The following is a 454-nucleotide window of genomic DNA, read 5'->3' as shown; positions in this document are numbered from 1 at the left end:
GCGTTGCGTTTTCATAAGCGATTGATTTTGTTTGTTTTTTTGGTGGGCGGCCGCGCGCGTTCGAGCCCGGCTTGATAGAATTGCGGTGTCCATCGCCGCATTCGATATTACATGTCCACATTTTCAAACGACGACCTGGCGTCGGAAAAACAGGTCGTCGCCCGTCAGAGCACATTCGTCAGTATCGTCCTCAACGTGATTCTGGCGACGCTGCAGGTGGTGGTCGGTGTAATTGCGCATTCCCAGGCTTTGATTGCCGATGGCGTCCACTCTTTGTCGGATCTGGTTTCCGATTTCGTGGTACTGCTCGCCAATCGGCATAGCGGCGCAAAACCGGACGCCGACCACAATTACGGTCACAGCCGTTATGAAACGGTTGCTTCATTCTTTCTCGGAGCGATCCTGATTGCGGTCGGCGTGGGGATGCTGTGGCGCGCGGGCGACCGGCTCGTGC

The 454-nt window shown here is 55.9% G+C and carries 1 protein-coding gene; it reads left to right on the top strand.

The window, feature by feature from the left end; all coding sequences use genetic code 11:
* Positions 1 to 111 precede the first annotated feature (111 nt).
* A partial coding sequence (locus ACU8YE_RS25135; RefSeq protein WP_446930279.1) for a cation diffusion facilitator family transporter occupies positions 112 to 454 on the top strand: 343 nt, incomplete at its 3' end.

It is taken from the genome of Ralstonia sp. VS2407 (assembly GCF_052950655.1).
Note: the sequence above shows the minus strand (reverse complement) of the source record. Positions and strands in the feature narration are given on the sequence as shown.